At 68.6% G+C, this 24,215-nt stretch carries 21 protein-coding genes and 4 pseudogenes; 18 read left to right on the top strand and 7 right to left on the bottom strand.

The window, feature by feature from the left end; translation table 11 throughout:
• The first annotated feature begins 44 nt into the window (after positions 1 to 44).
• From O1G22_RS42145 to O1G22_RS42130, 4 genes and pseudogenes are all read left to right on the top strand, one after another.
• Positions 45 to 767 carry an ABC transporter ATP-binding protein gene (locus O1G22_RS42145; protein ID WP_270086138.1) on the top strand — a complete coding sequence of 241 codons (723 nt, stop codon included), beginning with the start codon at positions 45 to 47 and terminating at the stop codon, positions 765 to 767.
• Positions 764 to 3,091, top strand: a complete 2,328-nt coding sequence (locus O1G22_RS42140; protein ID WP_270086137.1) for an ABC transporter permease — start codon at positions 764 to 766, stop codon at positions 3,089 to 3,091. The genes O1G22_RS42145 and O1G22_RS42140 overlap by 4 nt, the downstream gene beginning before the upstream one ends.
• Positions 3,092 to 3,394: 303 nt before the next feature.
• Complete coding sequence (locus tag O1G22_RS42135) at positions 3,395 to 5,806, top strand: ADP-ribosyltransferase domain-containing protein (protein ID WP_270086136.1); 2,412 nt, start codon at positions 3,395 to 3,397, stop codon at positions 5,804 to 5,806.
• Positions 5,807 to 6,266: 460 nt separating this feature from the next.
• Positions 6,267 to 6,779: pseudogene (locus tag O1G22_RS42130) on the top strand (Mu transposase domain-containing protein); the annotation flags it as partial.
• Between the two features lie 171 nt (positions 6,780 to 6,950).
• On the opposite strand, the gene O1G22_RS42125 reads toward O1G22_RS42130, so the two are convergent.
• The 3 genes from O1G22_RS42125 to O1G22_RS42115 all read right to left on the bottom strand — a co-directional run bounded on the left by O1G22_RS42125 (position 6,951) and on the right by O1G22_RS42115 (position 8,737).
• A complete protein-coding gene (locus O1G22_RS42125; protein WP_270086135.1) occupies positions 6,951 to 7,103 on the bottom strand; it encodes a hypothetical protein in 153 nt (50 codons plus the stop codon).
• Between the two features lie 282 nt (positions 7,104 to 7,385).
• Entirely contained in the window at positions 7,386 to 7,826 is a 441-nt protein-coding gene (locus O1G22_RS42120) for a hypothetical protein (RefSeq protein WP_270086134.1), read from the bottom strand.
• The gene (locus O1G22_RS42115) at positions 7,820 to 8,737 is read right to left on the bottom strand and encodes an IS701 family transposase (protein WP_270086133.1); all 918 of its coding nucleotides are present in this window, start codon (positions 8,735 to 8,737) and stop codon (positions 7,820 to 7,822) included. The genes O1G22_RS42120 and O1G22_RS42115 overlap by 7 nt, the downstream gene beginning before the upstream one ends.
• Before the next feature lie 52 nt (positions 8,738 to 8,789).
• Between O1G22_RS42115 and O1G22_RS42110 the strand changes: the two genes are divergently transcribed.
• From O1G22_RS42110 to O1G22_RS45065, 3 genes are all read left to right on the top strand, one after another.
• On the top strand, positions 8,790 to 9,194 hold the full coding sequence (locus tag O1G22_RS42110; protein ID WP_023547126.1) for a putative type II toxin-antitoxin system PemK/MazF family toxin: 405 nt from the start codon (positions 8,790 to 8,792) through the stop codon (positions 9,192 to 9,194).
• A 236-nt stretch (positions 9,195 to 9,430) separates the two neighbouring features.
• The gene (locus O1G22_RS42105; RefSeq protein ID WP_270086132.1) at positions 9,431 to 10,555 is read left to right on the top strand and encodes an outer membrane protein assembly factor BamB family protein; all 1,125 of its coding nucleotides are present in this window, start codon (positions 9,431 to 9,433) and stop codon (positions 10,553 to 10,555) included.
• 158 nt (positions 10,556 to 10,713) lie between these two features.
• The gene (locus tag O1G22_RS45065) at positions 10,714 to 11,091 is read left to right on the top strand and encodes a transposase (protein WP_428986463.1); all 378 of its coding nucleotides are present in this window, start codon (positions 10,714 to 10,716) and stop codon (positions 11,089 to 11,091) included.
• Here the strand turns inward: O1G22_RS45065 and O1G22_RS42100 are convergent.
• Positions 10,989 to 12,140: pseudogene (locus O1G22_RS42100) on the bottom strand (IS30 family transposase). The gene O1G22_RS45065 and the pseudogene O1G22_RS42100 overlap by 103 nt on opposite strands.
• An 86-nt stretch (positions 12,141 to 12,226) precedes the next feature.
• Between O1G22_RS42100 and O1G22_RS45060 the strand changes: the two are divergent.
• Positions 12,227 to 12,841, top strand: a pseudogene (locus O1G22_RS45060) (IS3 family transposase); the annotation flags it as partial.
• 23 nt (positions 12,842 to 12,864) lie between these two features.
• Complete coding sequence (locus O1G22_RS42095; RefSeq protein WP_270086131.1) at positions 12,865 to 13,113, top strand: integrase core domain-containing protein; 249 nt, start codon at positions 12,865 to 12,867, stop codon at positions 13,111 to 13,113.
• 17 nt (positions 13,114 to 13,130) lie between these two features.
• Here O1G22_RS42095 and O1G22_RS42090 read toward each other — a convergent pair whose 3' ends face one another.
• The gene (locus tag O1G22_RS42090) at positions 13,131 to 13,616 is read right to left on the bottom strand and encodes a hypothetical protein (RefSeq protein ID WP_270086130.1); all 486 of its coding nucleotides are present in this window, start codon (positions 13,614 to 13,616) and stop codon (positions 13,131 to 13,133) included.
• A gap of 204 nt (positions 13,617 to 13,820) precedes the next feature.
• Here O1G22_RS42090 and O1G22_RS44620 point away from each other — a divergent pair.
• Positions 13,821 to 15,371, top strand: a pseudogene (locus O1G22_RS44620) (tyrosine-type recombinase/integrase); the annotation flags it as partial.
• A 127-nt stretch (positions 15,372 to 15,498) separates the two neighbouring features.
• Positions 15,499 to 17,328 (top strand): tyrosine-type recombinase/integrase, encoded by a 1,830-nt coding sequence (locus O1G22_RS42080; protein WP_270086129.1) that lies wholly within the window; start codon positions 15,499 to 15,501, stop codon positions 17,326 to 17,328.
• A gap of 22 nt (positions 17,329 to 17,350) precedes the next feature.
• Here O1G22_RS42080 and O1G22_RS42075 read toward each other — a convergent pair whose 3' ends face one another.
• Positions 17,351 to 18,100, bottom strand: coding sequence for a DUF6193 family natural product biosynthesis protein (locus tag O1G22_RS42075; RefSeq protein WP_270086128.1), 750 nt, complete (start codon positions 18,098 to 18,100; stop codon positions 17,351 to 17,353).
• A 134-nt stretch (positions 18,101 to 18,234) separates the two neighbouring features.
• Between O1G22_RS42075 and O1G22_RS42070 the strand changes: the two genes are divergently transcribed.
• Complete coding sequence (locus tag O1G22_RS42070) at positions 18,235 to 19,260, top strand: Mu transposase domain-containing protein (protein ID WP_270086127.1); 1,026 nt, start codon at positions 18,235 to 18,237, stop codon at positions 19,258 to 19,260.
• Positions 19,257 to 20,051: an IS21-like element helper ATPase IstB gene (gene istB, locus O1G22_RS42065; RefSeq protein ID WP_270086126.1), complete on the top strand. Its 795-nt coding sequence runs from the start codon at positions 19,257 to 19,259 to the stop codon at positions 20,049 to 20,051. Before O1G22_RS42070 ends, istB begins: the two co-directional genes overlap by 4 nt.
• Positions 20,052 to 20,106: 55 nt before the next feature.
• Here the strand turns inward: istB and O1G22_RS42060 are convergent, their stop codons facing one another.
• Positions 20,107 to 20,937 (bottom strand): transglutaminase-like domain-containing protein, encoded by an 831-nt coding sequence (locus tag O1G22_RS42060; RefSeq protein ID WP_270086125.1) that lies wholly within the window; start codon positions 20,935 to 20,937, stop codon positions 20,107 to 20,109.
• Between the two features lie 255 nt (positions 20,938 to 21,192).
• On the opposite strand from O1G22_RS42060, the gene O1G22_RS42055 reads away from it, so the two are divergent.
• The 5 genes from O1G22_RS42055 (at position 21,193) to O1G22_RS42035 (ending at position 24,145) form a co-directional block, all read left to right on the top strand.
• On the top strand, positions 21,193 to 21,468 hold the full coding sequence (locus O1G22_RS42055; protein ID WP_270086124.1) for a Ku family protein: 276 nt from the start codon (positions 21,193 to 21,195) through the stop codon (positions 21,466 to 21,468).
• A gap of 149 nt (positions 21,469 to 21,617) precedes the next feature.
• A complete protein-coding gene (locus O1G22_RS42050) occupies positions 21,618 to 22,301 on the top strand; it encodes an ISAs1 family transposase (protein ID WP_428986462.1) in 684 nt (227 codons plus the stop codon).
• 68 nt (positions 22,302 to 22,369) lie between these two features.
• On the top strand, positions 22,370 to 22,777 hold the full coding sequence (locus O1G22_RS42045) for a hypothetical protein (protein WP_270086122.1): 408 nt from the start codon (positions 22,370 to 22,372) through the stop codon (positions 22,775 to 22,777).
• Entirely contained in the window at positions 22,750 to 23,349 is a 600-nt protein-coding gene (locus tag O1G22_RS42040) for a thiol-disulfide oxidoreductase DCC family protein (RefSeq protein WP_270086121.1), read from the top strand. The genes O1G22_RS42045 and O1G22_RS42040 overlap by 28 nt, the downstream gene beginning before the upstream one ends.
• 10 nt (positions 23,350 to 23,359) lie before the next feature.
• Positions 23,360 to 24,145: a TetR family transcriptional regulator gene (locus tag O1G22_RS42035; RefSeq protein WP_270086120.1), complete on the top strand. Its 786-nt coding sequence runs from the start codon at positions 23,360 to 23,362 to the stop codon at positions 24,143 to 24,145.
• Positions 24,146 to 24,215 lie beyond the last annotated feature (70 nt).

The following is a 24,215-nucleotide window of genomic DNA, read 5'->3' as shown; positions in this document are numbered from 1 at the left end:
GCGAGCGACGTGCGAGGCGGCCCGGGCGACTTACCGTGCCCGGCATGGAGCCACTTGTTCACCTGCGGAACGTATCGAAGCAGTACAACGGGGCCGGGACGCCTGCGGTGACAGGAGTGAACCTGGCGATCGCGCAGGGCGAGGCGGTCGCGATCATGGGTCCGTCCGGGAGCGGGAAGTCGACGCTGCTCAACCTGATTGCGGCGATGGACCGGCCGACCACCGGCACGGTGCGGGTCGGCCGGGACCGCGTGGACAAGATGAACGAGACCGCCGCCGCCAAGTACCGGCGGCGCCAGGTCGGCATGATCTTCCAGTTCTTCAACCTGCTCGACGACATGACCGTCATGGACAACATCCTGCTGCCCGCCCAGCTCGCCAGGGGCCGGTCGGACTGCGCGCGACAGCGGGCCGACGAGCTGCTGGACAGGCTCCGGATGAGCCACCGCCGCGACGCCTATCCGGCGCGGCTGTCCGGCGGTGAGCGGCAGCGGGTGGCGATCGCCCGGGCCCTGGTCAACCGGCCCGCGCTGCTGCTCGCCGACGAGCCGACCGGTGCGGTGGACACCAGGGCCGGCGAGGAGATCGGTGCACTGCTGCTGGATCTGAACTCGGCCGGGCAGACGCTGATCCTGGTCACCCACAACCCGGAGCTGGCCGCCATGTACGCGAGCCGGGTGATCTCTGTCGCCGACGGCCGGATCAGGTCGGACTCGGCCAACCCGGCAGGTTCCGCGGGCGCACCGGGCATGGGGGTCCAGCGATGACCGCGGTCCTCCGCGCGGCCCTCAGCGGCCTGCGCGGACGCCGCCTGCAGGCGCTGATCATCGTCGTGGTCATGCTGTCGGCCACCGCGACCTCGACGGTCGCGCTGGGTCTGCTCGCCAACTCCCACGGCGCGTTCGACCGCGCGTTCGCGAAACAGAACGGCGCCCACCTCACCGTCACCGTGAACACCTCGGTCGCCGACGCCCACCAGCTTGCCGCGATGTCGCGGCTTTCCGGCGTGACGGCTGCGTCCGGCCCGTTCGGCGAGGTCGAGGTGAACGCGCGGGTCAGGGTTCCCGGAGTGCCCGGCTCGTCGACGAGGCCGCTCCGGATCGCCGGTCGGTCCACACCTGACGGTCCGGTGGACGACATCACGCTGCTCGACGGCCACTGGCCGGACCGCGGCGGGCAGATCGTGGTCGACCGAGGCAACGGGGTGTTCACCGGGTCGACTCTCGCCATCGGCTCAAAGACGCTGACCGTGGTCGGTACCGCTGACTCGATCACCCACACCGCCGCCGGCTGGGTGACGCCGTCCCAGATCGCCTCGCTCCGGAGTCAGGGGGGAACCGGGGAGGCTCAGATGCTCTACCGGTTCACCCACGCCGAGTCGCAGTCCGCGGTCGCCGCCGACATCGCCTCGGTACGGTCGGCGCTGCCGAGCGGCGCGGTGCTCGGCAGCGCGTCCTATCTGGACGTTCGGCAGGCGGAACAGGGCGGAATCCAGCCGTGGGTGCCGTTCATCATCGCGTTCGGCGTGATCGCGCTGGTGATCTCGGTGCTGATCGTGGTGAACGTGGTGGCCGGCGCGGTGATCGCCGGAACCACCCGGATCGGTGTGCTCAAGGCGATCGGTTTCAGCCCGGTGCAGGTCGTCGCCTCGTACGCACTGCTGGTGCTGGTTCCCGCCCTGGTCGGCTGCGCCGTCGGGGTCGTGGTCGGGAACCTGCTGGCGATTCCCATGCTCGCGGTGAACGCGCACGTCTTCCAGGTGGGGACGCTGAGCGTCCCGCTGTGGGTCGACGTCCTGGTTCCGCTGGCGGCACTCGCGCTGACCTCGGCCGGCGGGGTCCTTCCCGCGCTGCGGGCGGGAAGGATGAGCGCCGTCCAGGCGATCGCCACCGGCCGTGCCCCCCGGCCGGTCCACGGCTTCTTCGCGCACCGGGCCGCGGCGCGGCTGCGCTCACTCCCCCGGTCGATCACGCTCGGCCTGGCCGCGCCGGCCGCCCGGCCTGCCCGGACGGTGACGACCTGGGTGGTCATCGTCTTCGGAGCCGCGGCCGTGACGTTCGGCATCGGGCTGGGGTCGACACTCAACCGGGTCGGCGACGACTCGCCCTCCTCGCGTATGCCCGTGCAGGTGTCGGGCGGCACAGGCGGCCAGGCCCCCTCCCTGAACGACGCGCAGCAGCACACGGTCGAGTCGGTACTCAAAGCACAGGCCGGAACGCGGCACTACATGACCGAGACCGACGCCCAGTTCAGCGTGCCCGGCGCGGCACAGAAGGCGTCCGCCGTCGCTTACGGCGACACCCCGTCCTTGAGCGGGATTCCGCTGATCTCCGGCCGCTGGTACTCCGCCTCCTCGGGAGCCGCGGAGGCGGACGTGAACACTCGGTTCCTCACCGACACCGGCACCTCGGTCGGGTCGACGTACACACTGATCTCCGGCCGGCACCGGCTGACGGTCCGCATCGTGGGCGAGGTGTTCAAGACTGGCAGTCAGGCCAGCCTGTACCTGAGCCCGGCCACGCTCTCCCGCTTGGACCCGGGCGCGCAGCCGCAGTACTTCGACGTGGCCCTCAAGTCCGGCACCAGCACGCAGGCGTACACCAACAAAGTGTCCGCGGCGCTCGGCCATTCCTACCGGGCCACCTCGTCCCAGGCTTCGACCACCCAGTTCCTCGCCGTACTCACCTTGATCACGATGCTCACGGTCCTGATCACCGTGGTCGCCGGTCTCGGTGTGCTGAACACCGTGGCGCTGCAGATCCGCGAGCGAGCTCACGACATCGGCGTGTACAAGGCGATCGGCATGACGCCGCGCCAGACCCTCCTCATGGTGGTGTGCTCGGTCGCCGGCGTGGGCCTGGTCGCCGGAGTCGTCGGAGTCTCCGCCGGAGTCTTCCTGCACCATGCCGTGGTGCCGGTGATGGCGCACGCCGCGAGCTCCGGGTACCCGCAGTCCCTGCTGTCGGTGTACTCCCCGTGGGAGCTGATCCTGCTGGGACTCGCCGGGTTGGTCATCGCGATCGTCGGCGCGCTCGGCCCCGCCGGCTGGGCGGCGAAGGCCGGAACGGCAAACGCCCTGCGCGCCGAATAGACGGCCGGGGGCACATGCTGTCCACAGGGCGCCCGTCCCCCGGCCTCGACCCCTGGACGTGAGCCGAAGAAGGCGGGTGGGAGTAGCTCAGGACATGGCGACCAGCACCCGGCGTCACCACTCGGCCTCACCTGACGAAACCGGACAGAACGCAATCATGCAAAGACCCTGCGCCGGCACCCGGACGGTGCGGGCTCACTGGAGCATGACGGCAGGTCACCGGCCCCTTGTCGGGGCTGCGTTGTCAGTGGTGGGAGATACGTTCGAGGTCTTGGAACCGCTGTTGCACGACAGGAGTGGACGATGACCGAGAGCAGTGTGCTGCCCGCGCTCAGGGTGGTGCTGACGGACGTCAACGAGCGTGTGGTGGAGGCGTGGCGCGCCGCGTTCGCCGACACCCCCGGCATCGAGATCCGCAAGGGCTCGATCCTCGACGAGGACGTCGACGCCTGGGTCACCCCCACGAACTCCCGGGGCCGGATGGACGGCGGGGTCGACGCCGTCATCAAGCGTTACCTGGGGTCCGGCATTCAGGTGCGCGTCCAGCGGGCGATCCGCGACCGGTTCGCCGGACCCATGCCGGTGGGCAGCGCGGTCTGCGTCCCGTCCGGCGCGACCGTCCCGCGGTACCTGATATCGACGCCGACGATGGTGCGGTCCTCGCAGAACGTGAGTGCCACGCTGAACGTGGCGCTGGCGTGCGCGGCCGCTTTCCAGGCTGTCCACCGGCAGAACCGGAAGAAGCCGGGCAGCATCCGGTCCGTGGCGCTGGTCGGGATGGGGGCGCAGACCGGCCAGGTGCCGGCCCGGGTGTGCGCCAATCTGATGTGGACCGGCTACACGCTCTTCCACGACCACTGGTTCGAGGACGACGACGAGCTGCGGTCCACGATCATCTCCCAGCTTCACGGGATCGAGAACGTGCCCGTCGACCAACGGGTGCGCATCGTGCCGCCGGCGGCCATCACGCCCGTCGCCCCCGCGCCGGCGCCCGAAACTCCCGCTCCCGCTCCCTCCGCCGTCCCCTCCTCTCCTTCTGCCACGACGAGCGAAAGCGCCTCCGCCATGACCGGATGGACGACCGGCGTCCCCGCTCCGGGCCAGCCGCCGCAGCCCCAGCCCGATGCGAACGACCCTCTCGCCCTGACCGAGCTCTTCGTCGGCGGCGGGGAGGCCTGGCTCCCGCTGCTGAAGCCGGTCATCGAGGCGCAGCCGGACGCCGCACGGTTCATCGGGAAGGGCCGCAGCCACGAGGTGGTCCCGGTCCGCGAGCTGACGTTCCAGGCGCTCAAGCCGAACCCGCCGCACAAGTGGAAGGTCGTGGTCTTCGGTCAGAACCCGTACCCGCGGCCGGAGAGCGCCACCGGCATAGCCATGTTCGACAACACCTTCAGCGACTGGAAGGACAGCCAGTTCGGCCGGGTCGTCAGCATCCGGTGCCTCATCAAGGCGGCGGCGATGTGGAAGTACGGCATCGCCAAGAAGACCCCGATCGCCGACGTGCGGGCGCTGCTCAAGGAGCGGGACACGGTCCAGCCGCCGGAGTGGTTCCAGGCGATGCTGACGCAGGGCGTGCTCCTGCTGAACGCGTCGCTGACCGCGAGCGGCGACGGGGCAATGGGTACCGACCAGCACACGGCGTTCTGGCGGCCGGTCGCCGAGCGGATCGTCGAGGAGATCCTCAAGGCCAAGCAGGACGCGACCGAGGAGAACCGCGGGGTCGTGTTCGCGTGGTGGGGGGCGCACGCCCGCAGCCTGAAGCGGGTCGTCCTGCGGCTCCAGCAGAAGTACCCGGACGTCGAGGTCCGGCACCTCGACCACGCGAACCCGGCGGCACAGGGCGACATCTTCTGCGAGGGCGACCACTTCGCCCAGGTCAACGACGCCCTGTCCTCGCTGGGCGCGGACCCCATCGACTGGCTGCCGAGCAAGGGGTGGAACGGGCCGGCGGCCGGCACGGGCGGTGCGGACGGGGGTGTCGCGGCGCGCATGGGTGCTTTCATCGAGTCGACCATGAACCTGCACCAGCTGTACCTGGAACGCCTCACCAGCGTCAAGGACGAGGGCCTGGTCCTGCCCGCGATCACCGGTGTCTTCGGCACCCCGCTGATGGACTTCCAGGACGCCGTCGCCCCGGTCTCCGCAGCGCTGTCCGGGCTCGCCGGGCACATCCGGCGCTCCCGCGACTTCGGCAAGCGGCGTGCGGACCAGGCGGCCGGCGGCGGCCTGTCCGCCGACGCGATCGCCGCGCTCCACCTCTACACCTGTGAGTCAGCCTTCTACCGTGAGGTCAACAGCGTTCTACGCTCCCCCGACCGCACCAGAATCACGCCCTACCTGCCGTACCTGCGGCTGCTGTTCTCGGCGGTCTCGGAGCTGCCGGCCTACACGCAGCCGTTGTGGCGCGGGGTGTCGCTGGACCTTCGGGCGCAGTACCCGGTGGGCCGGACGGTGACCTGGTGGGGCGTCTCCTCGTGTACCTCCGAGTTGAAGGTGGCCAGGGCGTTCTTGGGCAGTCGCGGCAAGCGGACCCTCTTCGAGGTGACGCCGGCCCGGGCGGTCGGGATCAAGAGCTTCTCCGCCTTCACCGGCGAGCAGGAATACATCCTTACACCGGGTACCCAGCTCAAGGTGACGGAGGTGAAGAGCGAGCCCCGCGGGCTGTGCACGGTCCGGCTGAGCGAGGTCACGGACGCCGCTCCCGTGGTGTCCTGAACCACCCCCCGTTCCACGGTGGCCACGGTCGTGGTTGCCGGACGCTCGCGCCCGGCAACCACGTGGCACAAGCCAATACCGGTCCCGCCGCTGCCCCTGCTGCAACCTGGGGTTTCCAAATCCTGAGCGAGCGGCACGAGTGTGCGCGTGCCCCGAAGACGGCGTCTGCCTCGACGGCGGTGACGCATCTGCTGCTGGCCCATCGTCACCAATGGTCGCGGGCACGTTCCTCGGCCTTCTCGCCGTCGTGCCCGAACTCTGACCACCGCACGTGCCGAGCGCGGTGCAGCAGCTGTGAACGGGTGCGTTGGTGGCACTGGGCAGGCGTCAGCCAGGTTCAGGGGAGTAGTCCCTGTTCGCGCGCCGCCGCGGTTTTGATCACGGCTGTCAGGGAGAGACCAGGCCGCTGCCGCGACGCGCTCTCCCGGAGGTCGGCCGGCTGCCATGGATTCGACTCTTCAAAATCGCGAAGGCCGATCTCGTGCCGAAGGACGTCAACCTGCGCGACCACTACCAGACCTTCGGCGAACTGGAGGCGACCTGCCGCCAGTTCGGCGAGGAGGTCAACTCCCGCGTCCACAAGGCAACCAGGCGCCCATCGAGCGGCTCGCTGAGGATCAGCAGCCGCTGCACCCGCTGCCGAAGAGCCCGTTCGCCGCGGCGTTCGGCACCACCCGCCGGGTCGCCAGGGAGTCGACGATCTCCGTCGAGGCGGTCCGCTACTCGGTCCCGCACGAGCTGATCGACACACCCGGGTCTGGGCCCGTTTCCACGGGCTGATCGTGACCGCCGTCCACGAGCACGGACCGGCCCGCGAGGTCGCCGGCCACCAGCGCGGACAGCCCGGTTCCCCGGTCCTAAACGACACCCACGACCCACCCCGCGAGGACAAAACCGCCGACCGGCCCCGCGCACGACCAGCGCGGAGGAAGCCGCCTTCCTCGCCCTCGGACCCGGGGCCGCGTCCTTCATGCAGTGGGCCCCGCCGCCCGTCGTGGGCAGCGGGGCCTGTCGCTTGTGCCTCAGTCAGCTTCGGTCGGCTCGGGCTGCTCCTCGCCGCCCACCGCAGTGGTATTCGTGGCTTCCGTAGGCTCCTCGGGCGTGGTCGTGCTGTTGGCGCCCTCACCCACACAGCTCTGACTGCTTACCTGATGTAAGTGACTGGGCTCTCGACGTCGCCGTAGTAGTGGCCGTTCAGCCAGAACCCGGCGGAGATCACATACGCCCCCGCGGGCGCAGTGAAGTCGTAATAGCTCTGGCCGTGGGGGGCCAGCCCCGCCCATACACTCCCGTTCACGCTGTCAGAAGATGTGCATCCGAAGTCGTGGGCCCACACGTCGGAGCCGTAGTAGAGGGCGTGGGCGCAGTACGTCACGCTGTAGCCAGAGAGGTTCTGGAACGGGATATTTACCGAGATCGTGTGGCCGTCGGGCCCAACCGAGTAGTACGAGTCAATGAAGATACCGTCAGTGACATAATGATAGCTCCCCGTATCTCATGAGCGGCACGCGTACGCGCCGCCGTCGGCGTGGGCGCTTCCGGTGCCGGTGACTAGTACTCCAGCCGTAAATCGTGATCTTCACGTTCGAGCGGCTTGCCGCCGGTAGTGGCTGGTCTGGGATCGGGCCTGGTGGCGGCGTCGCCAGTCGGACCAGCCGAGCCGGTGGACCGGGTCAAAGGCGGGCCGGATGACGAGCGTGATGAACAGCCGTTGGATCTCGTTGCAGGTGAGCGGTATGAGGGCGTCTGGTGCGGGATCGCGGTCGTGTTCGTTCGCACGGACGACGGCGAGGAAGGCGTGCGCGGGCATGGCCAGGGTGACCCAGCGGGACCAGGACGGGTAGCGGCGGACCTGGTGCTCGTCCAAGGCCGCCAGGCCCTTGCCGGACTGGAAAAACTCCTCGACCCGCCACCTTGATCCAGCGACGCGCACCAGGGTGGTTAGCGGCACTGCGGCGGCCGGCGAGTAGCAGCGGTAGTACGCGAGTTCGCCGGTACTGCGGCTGCCGCGGATCAGCAACCGCCGGCTCCCGGGCCGGAGGTCGGTGAGGTCGATGACGGCCCAGTCGTAGAAGCGGAGGCCCTTGGCTCCGCTCCCTGCGGACAGCTTCCGCCAGGCCCTCTTGGGCACCTTCCTGGCCAGCGTGTCCGCGCGGAACTTCCCGGCGCCTGTGGTGGCTTCGTGCGAGCAGGCCGCCGCGAGGACGTAGCCGGTGCCGCGTTCTTCCAGCGCGGCGGTAGCGTCGGGTTGCCGCCGTAGACCTCGTCTCCCGCGACCCAGGCGGCCCGGTGGCCGGCGTCCAGGAATCGGGTGACCATGCGGGCGGCAAGCTGCGGTTTGGTCGCGAATTCGGTCTTGTCACCGAGTCCGGCGGCCCGGCAGCGGTCGGGGTCCGAGGTCCAGGAACGCGGAACGTACAGTTCCCGGTTTACCGCGGCGTGTCCGCGGCGGCCGGCGTAGACGAGATAGACGGCGACCTGCGCGTTCTCGATCCTGCCCGCGGTGCCGGTGTACTGGCGCTGGACACCGACGATGTCGGTGCCCTTCTTCACGTCGCCGGTCTCGTCGACCACCAGAACCGCCTGGTCGTCCCGCAGATGCTCCACCACGTAGGCCCGCACGTCGTCGCGGACCTGGTCGGCGTCCGACTTGGCCCGTCCGAGCAGGTGCTGCATGCCGTCCGGGGTGCTCTCTCCGGCCCACTCTGCGATGGTCCAGCAGTTTTTGCGCGGCAGGTCCGACAGCAGCCCGAGCATCAACCGCCCGACCCGACGTCGGGGTTCGACCCGTGCGAACCGGCCCGCGATCTGGGCCATCAGGCCCTCGAACGCCTCCTGCCAGCGGGCAGGGTCTATGCTGTGACCTGCGGCCACCGCATGATCTTCAGTCTTCACGCACCGATGATCAACGGTGGCCGCACCCGTCTCCACAGCGCGTCAGGGTCGCGCAGCGTCTGTCTGCCGTCATGTGTCTGGAGGACTTGTGCAACGTGGCGAAGTCTGGTGGGTCCAGTTCGACGAGCGGAGGTTGGTCGTACTGCTGTCGGGAGACGACACGTCCGGGATCCGGGTGATGCAGGTCGTCGCTCCGGCGGGCGTCGACATCAGCGGTCTGGGCATCGAAGTGACGGTCGGCGCCGGTGAAGGGCTGCCGTTCGAAGGCGTGCTGCGGCTCGCGTTCCCGCGTCCAGGCTTCACCCCGTGCACGTGGCTGACCACTGTGTCCCGGGACGACCTGATAGAGCGGGCGGCCGTCCTGTCCTCCGTGAAGCTCAGCGAGATTGACGACGCCCTCCGACTCGCTGAACAAGCGCAGGAACGGACCCCGGCCACGACCGCGAAGCTCAGCGAGATAAGGGATGCCCTCCGTCTCGGTGAACTCGGGTAGACGGAGAAGGAGCCGACGCCCGCGACGGCGTGGGCGATCTCGGACGAGATGATCGACGCTGGCCACCTGCTGCCTCGGCGCCCCTCACCACCGAGATCACGCTCTACGGCTGGAGTATTAGGCGGAGGCTGCGGGGAGAACATCGGCGCAGTGGTGTCGCGCACCCAGATCCGCCGCACGAGAACTGACCACACGTGATGGCCAGGAGATGAGGGGCGATGACGAGTTCAACGGCGATGCTGCAGGGCGGGCCGACCCGGAACGGGGTCTACCCCGAGGGGACAGTTCCCGAGGATTTCCGGCCCTGGCAGTTCCGGGCCGGAAGACACAAGGCCCTTCTGTCGCCGACCGTCTGTGACGGCACGGTGTACGTCTGCTCCCAGGAGGGCGTCTGCTACGCGCTGTCCGCTGTGACGGGAACCGTGCGCTGGAGCACCGCGACCGGAGAGCGGATGGGCTACACCTCTCCCGTGGTCAGTGACGGCGTTGTCTGTGTCACCGACGAAATAGGGACGCTGTACGCGCTCGGTGCCGAGGACGGTCAGGAGCACTGGCGCTACCGCCGTGGCAGTCCGGTACGACTCGTGGCTGACAACGGTGTGGTGTACGGGGTGGACTCCGCCTGGTTGTACAACCGCGGTGCCAACCCTTCGACGTTGTTCGCGTTGGACCTCGGCAGCGGTGAACTGCTCTGGAGAACCGACGTCTTCGACCGTTCCTTGACCCATCCTGCCCTCGCCGACGGACGGATCTTCCGCACCAGTGAAGTCGGCGACCTGACCGCATTCGACGCCGCCACGGGCGACCGCCTGTGGCGGGTAACGTGCGACAGTAGGTTGGTAAACGCGTCCAACACCCCGTGCGTCGGGGACGGGGTTGTCTACGCCGCCGTCCAGTCGACGCTGTTCGCGCATGCTGCGGAAGACGGTGAGGTCCTGTGGAGGCGGGCATACGAGGGACTCATCCGGGAAAGTGTCTCGGTCCTGGGCGACACCGTGTACTTCAGCACGAGGCCATACTCCGGCAGGAACAGTGCGGCCTCCTACGCCGTCGACGCGGCCAGCGGCGAAATCCGCTGGCAGTGGGCCAACCCCGACGGCGCCTCGGCCATCGCGCTCAGCGGCCCCTCGGGCTGGGTTGTCTCCGGCCGCGACATGAACTACCTGTATGCCATCGACCTTGCCACCGGCACCCGGCGCTGGAAGCGACGCCTGGGTCCCAAGGGCGGCACCGTGCCCGTCCTTTGGAACGGCATCGCCTTTCTCGCGACCCACCTGGACAGGCTGAACGCCATCGACGCGTGGACCGGGCAGATACCGTCCCGGTTCGTACCCTTTTCTCATGTCGTGGGTGGTCGGTGACTGGGGCCGTGAGTTGGCGGTAGGACAGTGGTCTTCCCGGGGGCGGGTCAGGGCAAGGAGAGCACGCTGTCCTTGGAACCGGTCAGTGAGCTGCACTGAGATTTGTGGAGTCCCTGAAGCCAGGGTTACGGTCCTGGCGAAGGAGAACCACCAGCACCATGGCAGCACCCCGTAAATACTCCGACGAGCTTCGCGAGCGCGCGATCCGTGAGGTCCGCGCCACCGGCCACCCGATCGCCCACGTCGCGAAGGACCTCGGCATCCACAAGGAAGCCCTGCGTGGTTGGGTCCGCCAGGCCGAGGCCGACCGCGGCGAGCGCGATGATCGGCTGAACAGCGCCGAGCAGGACGAGGTCAGGCAACTCCGCAAGGAAGTAGCGGAGTTGAGGCGGGCGAACGAGATCCTCAAAGCCGCCTCGGTGGACTCAATCGATCAGCGCAACAGGGCCGTAAGCCTATCGGCAGGTGTGTCGAAGCCGAGGGTCTTGCGAGGGCGCATGTTCAGCTTCTGCGCGATGACGTCAAGATCGTCTTGAGTGAGGTGGCCCATGCTGGTGCCCTTGGGTAGGTACTGACGCAGCAGGCGATTGGTGTTCTCGTTCGTGCCGCGCTGCCAGGGGCTGCGTGGGTCGGCGAGGAATACGTCGAGGCCGGTAGCCGAAGCGATGTCCTTGTGGCCGGCGAGTTCCATTCCGCGATCCCAGGTCAGGGTCTTGCGGAGTGCGGTGGGCAGGCTGCGCATCTTCTCGGACAGTCGCGCGGTGACCGTGGCCGCGTCGCGGCCGTCGAGCTGGACCTGCACCGTATAGCGGGTGGAGCGTTCGACGACGGTGGCGATCTGGGTCAGGCCGCGGCCCATGAGCAAGTCGCCCTCCCAGTGCCCCGGCACTGTGCGGCTGTCGGCTTCGGCAGGTCGTTCGCGGATGGAGACGGCATCCTTGATCTGCGAACGCCATTGCCCGGAAACGGTGTTGTGGACGTTTCGCCGGGTAGGGCGGCCCGATCGCAAGTGCTGCTGCAGTGCCTTGGCCAGCACCCCGCGGGCCTGCATGAACAGGGACTTGTAGATCGTCTCGTGGCTGATCCGCATCTCCGAGCCGGGCGGGTAGTTCTTCGCCAGGTGGCCGGCGATCTGCTCCGGCGCCCAGTCCTGCGCCAGCTTCTCTGCCACCAGTTCACGCAACGGCTGGTTCACGGCCAGCAGGCACGGTTTGGGTCGTCATGCGCGGTCCCAGGCCCGGTCCTCGGCGTCAACAGCCCGGTAGCACCGGGGCCCCTTGTTCCGAGCGATCTCCCTGCTGATGGTCGAAGCGGCTCGCCCCAGAGTGCGGGCAATCTCGCGCATTGAGTCACCGCGGGCCAGACCACGCGAGATCTGCTCGCGTTCCGCCAGCGTCAGATGGCAGGACCGCCGACGCCGAACCGGCGGGACATACCCGCCGTTGGACTTGAGGATCGTGAAGATCGATCCCGGAGGGCGTCCCAGTGCCCGGGATATCTCGCTGATCGACTCGCCGGCTTTCCAGCGGTCCCACAACTCCCGCTTCTGCGCATCCGACATCCCCGGACGCCCCAACCTCGCCATCCAACACCTCCAGCACCTGTTCTACCTGGGGTGTTGCGTTGATCAGTTGAGTCCACCACCGCCTTCTTCGCGAAGGAGAACGACCGGTGAACGCGTTGTACCGGTTCATCCATGCGGAGAAGGCGAACTACCCGGTCACCCTGCTGCGCCGGGTGCTGCACGTGGCCCGCTCCTCCTACTACGCCTGGCGCGAGGGCGAGGCCGCCCGCCGCAGGCGCCAGGCCGCCGACGACGCACTCGCGCACGAGATCACCGTGCTGCACCTCGCCTCCCGCCGTATCTACGGTGTCCCGCGCATCCACGCCGAGCTGCGCCGCCTCGGGCGGCGGGTGAACCGCAAGCGCATAGCCCGCGTGATGCGCGAGCGCGACATCCGCGGCGTCACCCGCCGCAAGCACCGCTCACTGACCCGGCCGGACAAGAAGGCGAAGCCGGCCCCGGACCTGATCGGCCGCGACTTTCACGCCGATACGACCGGAACCAAACTGGTCGGTGACATCACCTGCCTGCCCACCACCGAGGGCTGGCTCTACCCCGCCTGCTGGCTGGACCTGGCCACCCTCGAGGTCGTCGGCTACGCCATGGCTGACCACCACCGCGCCGAACTCGTCGTCGACGCCCTGGACATGGCCCACGGCCGGGGCCACCTGCAGCCCGGCTGCGTGATCCACAGTGATCGCGGAAGCGAGTACACATCGACCCAATTCCGGGACCACTATGGGAGTTGGGACTGCGGCAGAGCTGCGGGCGCACCGGATTATGCTTCGACAACGCCGCCGCTGAAAGCTTCTGGGCCCTGCTCAAGGAGGAGATCGGCACCCGGACCTGGCCCGACCGGGCCACCGCCCGCGCTGAGGTCTTCAACTTCATCGAGACCTTCTACAACCGCCGCCGCCTGCGCGAACACACGGTCTTCGGCTACCTCACCCCGGCGGAGACCAGGCAACGACACCAGCACGCCCTCGCGGCATAACGAACGAGTGTCCGAGATCACGGGGAAACTTCATCGAAGCCGTACCCCCGCAATCCGATATCCCGCCACTGCTCAAAAGCTGTCCGCAGCAGCCACTTCACCTGTCGGCGCGGCCAGCCCGCCGGGCGGACGGGATCCCGCCGCGAACCCGGCCCACTCCATTCCTGCTGGGCCGGTTCGACAGACCGCGTCGGCACCGGATTCCCCACCCCGTACCGCTGTGAGGCCCAGGTGTAAAAGGTGTTCAGCCCCGCGCGGTCAGTGTCGAACGACGTCGGCCGCACCCGCCCCGGGTTGCGGTCGTCCCTGATCCGCGACTGCTTGAAGGCATCGAAATCCTCCGGAGCTGCCTCGTCCCAGCGGGTTCCGTAGGCTTCGAGGAAGTCCAGCCACACCGCCAGAGAGAAGGCGTACCGCCGCCACGTACGCGGCCGCCGCGAGGCGACCGGGCCGATCCGGAAGAACAGGTTGATCTGCGCGTCCGCCGTACCGTCTGGCGCCAACAGGATCGGCGTGCCCTGGCGGGCCCCGTTCCTCCTCGCCCAAGTGTGTACGTCCCCGTTGGGTGTGTCGGTGAGTTTCGAGACCGTTGTCGGTCAGCATCGTGAACGCCTCGGGTTGAGGTGTACGAGTGTCGGTGAGTTTCGGCAACACCGGGGGGCTTGCGGTGGGAGCATGGGCATGCTCCGTGCTGCGAGGGGGCGTCGATGGCGCCGAAGTCGAAGGTCGAGCTGTATGCGGCGATTCGCAGGGACTGCCGTGCCGGGTTGTCGAAGCGGGCCGTGATGCGCAAGTACGGCGTCGGCCACCCGACGGTGCAGAACGCTTTGGAGTCGGCTTGGCCCCGGCCACGTAAGAAGCTGCCGCCGCGGCCGACGCGTCTGGACCCGTACAAGCCGTTGGTCGACCAGATGCTGCGGGCCGATCTGGACGCCCCGCGCAAGCAGCGGCACACCGCAAAACGCGTCTTCGACCGGCTGCTTGAGGAACATCAGGCCCATGGCATCTCCTACGGCATGGTCCGTGACTACGTCGCGGTGCGCCGGGGTGAGATCCGCGCGATGGCCGGCCGCGGCCCGGTTGAGGCGTTCGTGCCGCAGTCGCACCGCCCCGGCGTCGAAGCGGAGGTCGACTTCGGTGATGTGACGGTGCGTCTGGCCGGGCAGACGGTGGTCTGCTACCTGTTCAGCTTCCGCCTGTCGTACTCGGGCAAGGCGGTGCACCGGATCTTCGCGTCCGGCGGGCAGGAAGCATTCTTCGAGGGCCACGTGCACGCCCTCAGCGTCCTGGGCGGTTATGTGGGTGACAACTCTTCCGCGATCTCGCGCTGCCCGTCAGGATGGTCGCTCCCGTCGAGGAGATCGGATGGCCTGGCAGCCGCAGTTGGTACGAAGCGTCGATGCCGGGGCAACCCCACGGCATCGCTCGGGCACGCCCTGGTCGACGACTACCTGGAGTTCGTGGCGGCACGCTGCCGGCCGAACACTCTGCTGGCCACCGCCTACGACCTGAAGGTCTTCTTCTCAGTGGTGCCCAAGGAGCCGGCCGACGTCGTCACCGCGGACATCTTCGCGTTCATCACCGCGCAGAAGAAGCCGCGGCGGGGACCGAAGGTCGTCCGGCTCGAAGACGGTGAAGCAGGACTCTCGGCTCGGACCGTCAAGCGCCGACTCGCCAGCATCTCCGGGCTGTTCGGCTACCTCATGACCCGCGACGACCTGGCCGTTGATCGCAACCCGGTGCCGACGGGGCTGGCCAACCGCCGCCGCAGCGGCAGCCGCGGGGCGCCGCTCCTGCGCACGCCCCGAACCCTCCCACGCGTTCTCGGCCCGGCTGAGGTCGAAACGGTGCTCGGCGCCGTGAACACCGCACGGGATCGGGCCATGGCCCTCGCGATGCTGCTTGGCGGGCTTCGCCGCTGCGAGGTCCTCGGCCTGCGGCTGGGCGACCTCTCACCAGGCGAACGTCGGGTCTTCATCAGCGAGGGCAAGGGCGGCCACCAGCGCTTGATACCCGTCTCCGCGCAGTTCTTCAGCGCGGTCGGCGACTATCTGGACCGCGAGCGTCCGCCCGTCGACCACGATCGAGTGTTCGTGGTGCTGCGCGGGCCCACACATGGCCGACCGCTCTCCGCCGATAGTCTGGACGAGATCCTCGACGGTGTCCGGAAGCGCACCGGCCTACCGAGGCTGACCTGTCATCAGCTCCGCCACACCTGCCTGACCAGGCTGCGGGAGGCGGGCATGGCCCTGGAAGCGGTACAGGCCCAGGCCGGACACCGCTCCATCGAATCGACCCGGATCTACCTCCACCTGGCGACAGCTGGCTCGTCGAGCAGTACCTCCAGGCGAGTGCCGCTATCGACGCCGACCGGGCGAGCAGCTGATGCGCCGGGCCCGCGCCGCCGCTCTGCCGATCGTGCACCCGGACCTCGTCCAGTTCTACCTCGCCCACCGGGCCGCGCAGGGCATGAACACCGATCACAAGGTCCGCTGGGGCGCCCGCGCTCTGCTCGCCGCGGGCTCCGACCTCAGCGACTTCTGCCGCCTGCCGCTGCAACGCCAGCTCGCCTTCAACCACGAGACCCACCGATTCATCAGCTGGCTCTCGGTCACCGGACGTCTGCAACCCGGGGCGGACTACCTGGTCGCCCACCGCCCACGGCTGGGCATCGTGCTCGCTCGCACGGAGCCGGAACTGCACCTGAGGTTCATGGAGACGGCCCGGTCCCTTGGTTTTCGCGACGCGCTGGCCATGACCCAGTTCAACCTGCTGGCCCACTTCATGGCCCTGTTCGGCAAGCAGCCACACGAGCTGCAGCAAAGCGACTGGAACGAGGGACGCCGCCTGCTGCTGGAGGCGGCCCGCCGCATCCCCAACCGCGGCGTCAAGGCCCTGTCGACCGTCCTGTTCAACCTTGAAGCGACGCTCTTCCACTGCGAGTTGACCGACCAGCTCCCGCGTCGTCGCTCACCGGACCGGGCCGACATGCGGGCCCGGGAGTGGTCCCGTGTCCCCGCCGGAATGGCGGACACGATGCAGCACTACCTACGGCAGATCGCCGGAACAATGCGGCCGGGAACCGTGAAAAACGCCGAGCTGACACTGCGGGAATTCGCCCTCCTGGTCGCGGCCGAAGAAACGGACGTCACCTGCGTCGCCGAGCTCAAGCGGCGGCACGTCGAACGCTATCGGCAGTGGCTGCTGGAGCGGCCGGCCGCCCGCGGGGGCCCCCTGCACCGGCACACCGTCCGCGACCGGTTGAGTAAACTACGCGGCTTCTTGCGTCGCCTCGACGAGTGGGACGCCGCCGACCGGCCACCCCGCCAGCTGGTGTTCGACAGCGACTTCCCGATCGCGGACGAACCGCTGCCCCGCTTCCTCGACGACGCCGCGGCCGCCAAGCTGCTGGCAGCCGCCCGCAAGGACCCCGATCCGTTCATCCGGCTGGCCATCGAGATCCTCGCCCGTACCGGGATGCGCCGCAGCGAGATGCTCGGCCTCACCGTCGACGCGGTCGTCCAGATCGGCTCTGCGTACTGGCTTCGCGTCCCGGTCGGCAAGATGCATACCGACCGCTACGTCCCCCTGCATCCGCAGCTCAAGACGCTGCTGGACGACTGGCTGCTGCACCGGCCCGAGGGCCTGCGATCGAACCTGCTGTTCACCGACCACGGCCGTCCCGTCAACGCCTCCCGCATCGAGGCCGCGGTCCGCAAGGCCGCTCAGCAGGCCGGACTCGGCCGGGTCACTCCGCACCAGCTCAGGCACACTCTGGCCACCCAGGCGATCAACCGGGGCATGTCCCTGGAAGCCATCGCCGCCCTCCTTGGCCACCGGTCACTGTCCATGACACGTGTGTACGCGCGGATCGCCGACCGGACCGTCGCCGACGAGTACTTCGCCGTCTCGGAGAAGGTCGAGGCACTCTACGACGCCCCGCGTCACCTGCCAGCCGACGCCGAGGGAACGGAGATGGCCAAGCTCCGCCGGGAGATGCACCGCCAGATGCTGGGCAACGGCTACTGCGCTCGCCCTGTCGAGATGGACTGCCACTTCGAGTCGATCTGCGAGTCCTGCACGTTCTTCGTCACCACGATCGAGTTCCGGCCCACTCTCGAACGCCAGCGGGATGATGCGGCAGCCAAGGGACAGGTGGCCCGCGAGCAGATCTTCAACGGACTCCTCAGCCTACTCGACGGCGAAGCCTCCTGATGTCCTGTCTCCGGTGAACCGATCAACGACTGCCGTCGCGGACCGCCCCAGATGTGACGGGGCCAGGGCGGTAAGGAAGATGGCGCACGGCCTCCGCCACTGCCTCCTGCGCCGTGGTGGTTTGGGCGAGGGCGTCCGCGCCCGTGAACTTCATGCTGACCGTGTACCGGTCGACGTCATGCGCGAGCAGACACGGCCCGAAGATGGTCAAGTGCGGGCGGGTGGTGGTCGAGAAGCGCAGCGTCCAGTGGCTCGTAAACGGGTAGAGACCTCGTAGTGCCGGCTCGGCATATGCCGCCTCGACCAGCGCGTGATAGGCGTCCCCAGGCCACTCCAATTCCCTGGCCTCGGTCCGCAGATGCTGCCACTCGGATTCCGTCAGGCGCACCGGATCATGATCGGGCACCTCGAAGCGGCCGGTCAGGTGCACGAACGGAGCTGCCTTCCGGATGTCACTCAGAGCGACACCGTCGTGCCACGCCTGCGCAGCCCTGGCGACCTGCGCCAGATCCTCGGTGTCCCCGTCGATGAGTGCCATGTTTTGGAACGACTCCTCACCTCGGATCGACCAACGCCGCTTGATCGCCCACGAGCTGACGAACAGAGCCTCGCGGTCCGGCAGCGTGCTCGCGACGGTGGCATGGCTCAGCGGGCTGGAGGCCGAGGCCATGGCGGGGATGGAGAAACCGCCCTCTTCCGCCGCTGCTCGGAGTGCCGCGCCGAGGCTGCCTTGGGCGGCGATGTCGGGATACAGAACGACTGGGTTGGCCACAACCTCTGATTGTGCCGGAAGGGCGTCCAAGTGCGTGAGACAGGGCACCTGACCCGTCCTCAGCATGTCCAGTGGCTTGACATCGAGACCCGCATATTAGAGGGGCGCCGACCGGCAAGGTCCGCTACGACAACTTGAAGGCCGCGGTCGCCAAGGTGATCGGGTTCACCCGGGAAAGACGCGAGAACGACCGGTGGATCACCTTCCGCGAGCACTACGGCCTGGACAGTTTCTACTGCCGCCCCGGCCTGACCGGCGCCCACGAGAAGGGTGGAGTGGAAGGGGACGTCGGCTACTTCCGCCGCAACCACCTGGTCCCGGTCCCCGAGGTGGACTCCCTGGCCGAGCTGAACCTGCTCGTCGACCAGTGGGACGAACAAGACGATGCCCGCCGCATCCGGATGCGGCCCCGCACCATCGGAGAGTACTTCGCTGTCGAACAGCCCCTGCTGAAGCCGCTGCCGGACGAGCCGTTCGACACCAGCCGCACCTTCGCCCTGCGGGTGGACCGGCACAGCCGGATCTCGGTCCGCACCAACTGCTACTCGGTACCGGTCCGCTTCATCGGCCGCCGGGTCCGGGCCTTGCTGCACGCCAACGAACTGGTCGTCTACGACGGAGCCACGGAGATCGCCCGACACGAACGGCTGATCGCCAAAGGCGGGGAACGGCTGGTCCTGGACCACTACCTGGAAGCCCTGGTGCGCAAGCCCGGCGCCCTGCCCGGGGCGACCGCGCTCGAACAGGCCAAGGCTGCCGGGAAGTTCACCCCGGTCCATGATGCGTGGTGGGCCGCGACCTGCAAGGTCCGGGGCGACCGCGACGGGACCCGGGCCCTGATCGACGTGCTCCTGCTGGGCCGGCGGATCCCGCACGAGCACCTGGTGGCCGGACTCGCCGCCACCCTGCGGGTCGGTACGCTGACCGCGGACGCTGTCGCGCTGGAGGCCCGCAAGGCCCAGGAAGCCGACGACGCCGACACCACCCTGCCCGAGCCGGAGCCGCGGCGGGAGCCGACCGTCACCTTCCTGACCGCGCGGCGGCTGGCCCATCTCCCGCCCGACACCCGGCCGCTGCCCTCGCCGGCCCCCTACGACCAGCTCCTTGGCCGCCGCACACGCGGCACCACCGCTGCCAGCAAGGGAGAACAGATGCCATGAACGCCACCAGCCGCCGCCAGATGAGCGAGCAGGCGGCCGAAACCGCCGTGGTCGGCGCCTGCCGGATGCTCCGGCTACCCACCATCCGCGGGAAGTTCCCGGACCTGGCCGAGCAGGCCGCCCGCGAGCAGATGTCCTACCTCGCCTTCCTCGCCGAACTGCTGCTGGCCGAGTGCGACGACCGAGCCCGGCGCCGCTCCGAACGCCGGATCAAGGCAGCTGCCTTCCCCAGGCAGAAGTCGCTGCGGGAGTTCGACTTCGACGCCAACCCCAACATCGATGCCGGCGTCGTCCACACGCTTGCGACCTGCGAGTGGTTGAAGAAGGGACAACCGCTCTGCCTGATCGGCGACTCCGGCACCGGCAAGTCTCATTTGCTGATCGCGCTGGGCACCGAGGCCGCGATGGCCGGGTTCCGGGTGAAGTACACCCTGGCGACGAAGCTCGTCAACGAGCTGGTCGAGGCCGCAGACGAGAAGCAGCTGACCAAGACGATCGCCCGCTATGGCCGTGTCGATCTTTTGTGCATTGACGAACTCGGCTACATGGAGCTCGACAAGCACGGCGCTGAATTGCTCTTCCAGGTTCTGACGGAGCGTGAGGAGAAGAACAGTGTCGCCATCGCCTCCAATGAGGCTTTTGGCGGCTGTACCAAGACGTTTACCGATCCCCGGCTCTGCTCGGCCACCGTCGACCGGCTGACCTTCAATGGCACGATCATCGAGACCGGCACCGACTCCTACCGCCTGGCCCAGTCTCGGGCCAAGGCCGAACAGGCTGCCATGACCTGAGCAAGGTGGGGACCGACGCGGTGCGCGTTGCCCAGTGCCCGGTCCTCGCCCTGGTTCAAACGAGCACGTGCTGCGGAACGGCCAGATCCTCATGGGAGAACAGACGTGTCAAGGCAGGTGGATCGTCCTTGGCGCAGGTGTCGGCGACCACATCGATCAACTGGTCGTAATCCGGACCGGTCTTGCCCTCATAGGCCGCGGTCATGCGACCCCACTCGTCCCAGTTGAGTGTCTCCTGCTTGCAGAGCGCGGCGAGGTCGCGGACGGCGTTGCCGCTGATCTCATGCGGTCCCCAGGCGTGATCGGTGCCGGCCACCCCGAACAGGGCCGGGTCGATCAACCCGTTGCGATAGTGGAGCCAGGCTTCGCCCCCGGTGAGGAATTCGTCCGGGGCGAGGTCGTCGGGGCGGTCGACGTAGTTCTTGCCGAGGTGCTCGGTGTCGACCCGCACCCAGCGGTTGTGGTCTTCATCCCAGTACTCGGTGATCCAGTGATCGACGCCGCGGTTCTTGAGGAAGTAGGTGCCGAAACCACACCGGGCTCGGGAGGCGATGCCCCGCGCCCGCAAGATCGCGCAGGCGATGGTGGCGAAGTGACGGCAAGTGCCGATCACCCGTGTCTCGGGTGTTCGGGGCTGGTGAAGCGGCGCAGGGTCCAAGGCGGTCAACGCGCTGATCAGCTTGTCAACCGGCCTGATGTTCTTCTCGGAAATCCGGTCCTCGGGCACCCCCAGCGCCGCGGCGTCCGCGGGCTGGATGACCAGGCCCTGCACGGCGGCACAGACGCCCACGGGGTCCTCCGGCAGTCCCTCAATGAGCCGGAGCTGGGCCGAGTCCAGGCTCGTTAAGGGCCCAGGTCGAGAGTAGTTGAGCACGTCATCGGTCATAACCGGGCATCGTAAGGGCCAGGGCTGACACCGAGACCGGGCTCAGCCACTGGCGGGCTCTCGTGTTGCTAGAACTCACCTACAATTCTGCGGCTGAGCCGCCTCAAGCGTTCCCCGAACTCACCGTCAGGCGTTGCTGCTTCCCACCGACACAATCATCCCCGTGCACACCGAGGTACTCGTCCGTGGCCGGGCAGGTCAGCTCCCTCCGGAAGTCATAAAAGTCGACCGTCCAGGAACCCGGTCCTTTGTCCAATGCAGCACTCTCTCCGCCCAGAACCGACAGTTCGAGAAAGGCTAGAGAACCTGTGGCAAGACGAACTGCGCGCCCCCGGAGACCTCGCACCCTCCACCCCTGTCACCGACCGGGAGCTGGAGCTGGCCGAACTGCTGATCCGGGAGCTCGCCGGCATCAATGTGGGCGAGGTGCACGACGACTACGCCCACGCCCTTGAGCAGCTCGTGGAAGCAAAGATCACCGGTGGTGAGATCGTCGAGCCGCCGGAGCCTGCCCCCCCCCGCTGGACCTGATGGCGGCACTGGAGAAGAGTGTCCGGGCTGCCGAGCGGGCACACGAGCGCCCGCCAATACGGCCTCGGTCATAACCCTTGTCCGGCCAGCCGTCGATCTCGCTTGCAACGGCCGGGCGGTCTCGACCACTGCTCGGCAGGCCTTATTCGGTGGGGCCGCCGACGCCCCCGCCGCCGTGCTCACCGCCCTCGGAGGCCCCGCGCCGCGAACCCTCCGGTCCCACCGCCCCGGCCGAAGCCACCGTGCGCCGGGTCCTGCAGCGCGTCGACGGCGACGCCCTCGACGCGGCGATCGGCTCCTGGCTCCCCGCCCGCGACCCGCACCGCCCCGGCCCTGCCAAGAATCCAGGCGGGCAGCAGCGCCGCTCGCTGGCCGTGGACGGCAAGACCGTTCGCGGCGCCCGCCGCACCGACGGCACCCAGGTCCACCTGCTCGCCGCGATGACCGCAACCGGCCTGGTCACCGCCCAGCGCGAGGTCGGCGCGAAGGCCAACGAGATCACTGTCTTCCGGCCGATGCTCGCCGAGCACGACCTGACCGACACCGTCGTCACCTTCGACGCCCTGCACTCCCAGACCACTCACGCCCGCCTCCTGGTCGAGGAGAAGAACGCCCACTACATCGCCGTGCTCAAGGCGAACCAGCCGCTGCTGCACCAGCACCTGAAGCAGCTGCCCTGGCGGGACGTCCCGCTGGTGGGCAAAACCCGCGCCACTGGACCCCCACTTCTAACCGCCCGGTGCACCGCCCCGGCGGGACGCCGGATCCCTCTCCCGCCAGTGATGCGGAGGGGCCATGCCCGAGTACCCCGGGGACACCTTCCTTCTGGTTGAACACGTTCAAAAATGGGTCTACAGTCGCTCCGGACAGTGTTTTGAACGCGTTCAAGAGGGGTGGGAACATGGACCTCACGGTCATCGCCTACGTCATCTATCTGCTGGTCAGCATCGGTCTGACGGTCTGGGTGGCACGCACGCTCGGCCGAGCCGGGCGGATCTTCCTCGGCGACGTGCTGCACGGCAACGAGAAGCTCGCGGACGCCGTCAACCACCTCCTAGTGGTCGGCTTCTACCTCGTGAACCTCGGCTTCGTCGCGCTCTACCTAAGCCGCAGCAGCACGATCGACACCGCGCGCGGAATCTTCGAGGCCCTGTCGACGAAGCTGGGCGTGGTGCTGCTGGTGCTCGGCGTCATGCACCTGGCCAATGTGTTCGTGCTCAACAAGATCCGCCGGCGCGGAGTGCTGGACCGCGAGCAGGTACCGCCGCTCGGCCCGCAGGAATGGATCGCTCCGTCGGCCGGGGCGTGAGCGCGGTGCCGGCCGTCGCGGAACCGGGCCGGGACGCCAGGCGCGTCCCCGTCCGCCGGCTCACCGTGCTCTACGACGCCGAGTGCGCACTGTGCACCTTCCTGCGCGACTGGCTGGTGCGGCAGCCGAAACTGGTGCCACTGGAGCCCGTGGCCGCCGCGTCGCAGGAGGCCCGGCGGCGCTTCCCCGGCCTCGACCACCGGGCCACCCTCGACGAGATCACGGTCGTCGGGGACGCCGGGCAGGTCTACCGGGGCGCGGCCGCCTGGATCGTCACCCTGTGGGCGCTGCGCGAATACCGGCCGCTCGCCCACCGGTTGTGCACACCGTCCGGCGTCAGGTTCGCCCGGGGCGCCGTGCTCGCCGCCGCGAAGTGGCGCGGGGTGCAGGGGGGCCGGACGCAGCGGGGCGGCCAGGCCTACCGACCGGGTGACGAGGTCTGGAGGCCGCCGGGTGGCGGGGTCGAGAGGGGCGGCGCGGAGCGCCCCGTCGAGGGGTGGGCGTATGACCCTCGGTACGGATGGATGTACTCCCCACCCGGCTGCTCGGGCGGGAGGGGCGCCACTGGCTAGCCTCTCGACCGTGCCTGCGAAGAACGACCGCCCGAGCCCGAAGGGCGACGACCCGACGAGCGACCGCCCCGACGAGGGCGGATCCCTCAGCAAATCCGAGCAGACCCGTGCGCTGATCCTGGAGACGGCGATGCGGTTGTTCCAGGAGCGCGGCTACGACAGAACGACGATGCGGGCCATCGCCAAGGAGGCCGGTGTCTCCGTCGGCAACGCGTACTACTACTTCGACGGCAAGGAACACCTGATCCAGGGCTTCTACGACCGGATCGCCGCAGAGCACCGGGCGGCGGTCAGGGCGGTGCTGGAGCAGGAGACCGACCTGGAGGCGCGGCTCGCGGGCGTGCTGCGGACCTGGCTGGACGTCGCCACCTCCTATCACGAGTTCGCGGTGCAGTTCTTCAAGAACGCCGCCGACCCGGACAGCCCGCTCAGCCCCTTCTCGCCGGAGTCGGAGCACGCGCGCAGGGAGACCATCGACGTCCATCGCGAGGTGCTGGCCGGGTCGAAGGCGAAGGTGCCCGAGGAACTGCGTGACGTTCTGCCGGAGTTGATGTGGCTCTCCCAGATGGGCCTCGTCCTGTACTGGATCTTCGACCGGACCGAGGGGCGCCAGCGCAGCTACCGGCTCGCCGAGCGCGGTGCCCGGCTCACCGCGCGCGGGGTGGCGCTGGCCCGCTTCCGCGTCCTGCGGCCTCTCGTCCACGAGATCCACGAGGTGTTCACGGACTTCCTGCCGGGGATGACCAGGGCACTGCCGGATCCGGGCAGGAAGTCCCGCAACGACCCGGTCAGTTGACCGCGTCCACCTCGCCCTCCGCGAGCTCCAGGTCGTACACCAGCGGGCGCTCCGTCACCACCACGTGCCC

It is taken from the genome of Streptomyces camelliae (assembly GCF_027625935.1).
Classification (GTDB): Bacteria; Actinomycetota; Actinomycetes; order Streptomycetales; family Streptomycetaceae; genus Streptomyces; species Streptomyces camelliae.
The sequence above is the reverse complement of the archived record's forward strand: the minus strand, read 5'-3'. Positions and strand labels throughout refer to the sequence as shown.